The organism is Methylobacterium sp. J-048, assembly GCF_022829515.1.
Classification (GTDB): Bacteria; Pseudomonadota; Alphaproteobacteria; order Rhizobiales; family Beijerinckiaceae; genus Methylobacterium.
Genome location: NZ_JAKSYL010000241.1, coordinates 1 through 281, shown reverse-complemented (window position 1 = coordinate 281; position 281 = coordinate 1). Strand labels below are relative to the sequence as shown.

1 pseudogene is annotated in these 281 nt (G+C 67.6%); it reads right to left on the bottom strand.

Features of this window, described 5'->3' with window-relative positions:
- Positions 1 to 141, bottom strand: a pseudogene (locus MKL09_RS24170) (manganese catalase family protein); the annotation flags it as partial.
- Positions 142 to 281 lie beyond the last annotated feature (140 nt).

Sequence of the window (281 nt, the reverse complement as noted above, 5' to 3'; positions counted from 1 at the left end):
ACACTCCGGCACCCGCGACAGGTCGATGTTCGGGGTCGGCAGCATCTTCTCGATCTCGACGCCGGTCAGCTTCTTGAGCGCCAGCGCGTAGGCATGGGCGTGCAGCGAGCCGCGCACCAGCAGGTAGGCGCAGACTTCGCGGAGGCTTCCAGGGATCGGGGCGGGATCTGGAGCCCTCCTTCGAGGCCCGCCGATCTTCGATCTCCGGGCACCTCAGGATGAGGGTGTGGGTTGGAAGAACCTACTCGGCGGCTTCGCTGCGCAGCTCGCGCGGAAGCGGG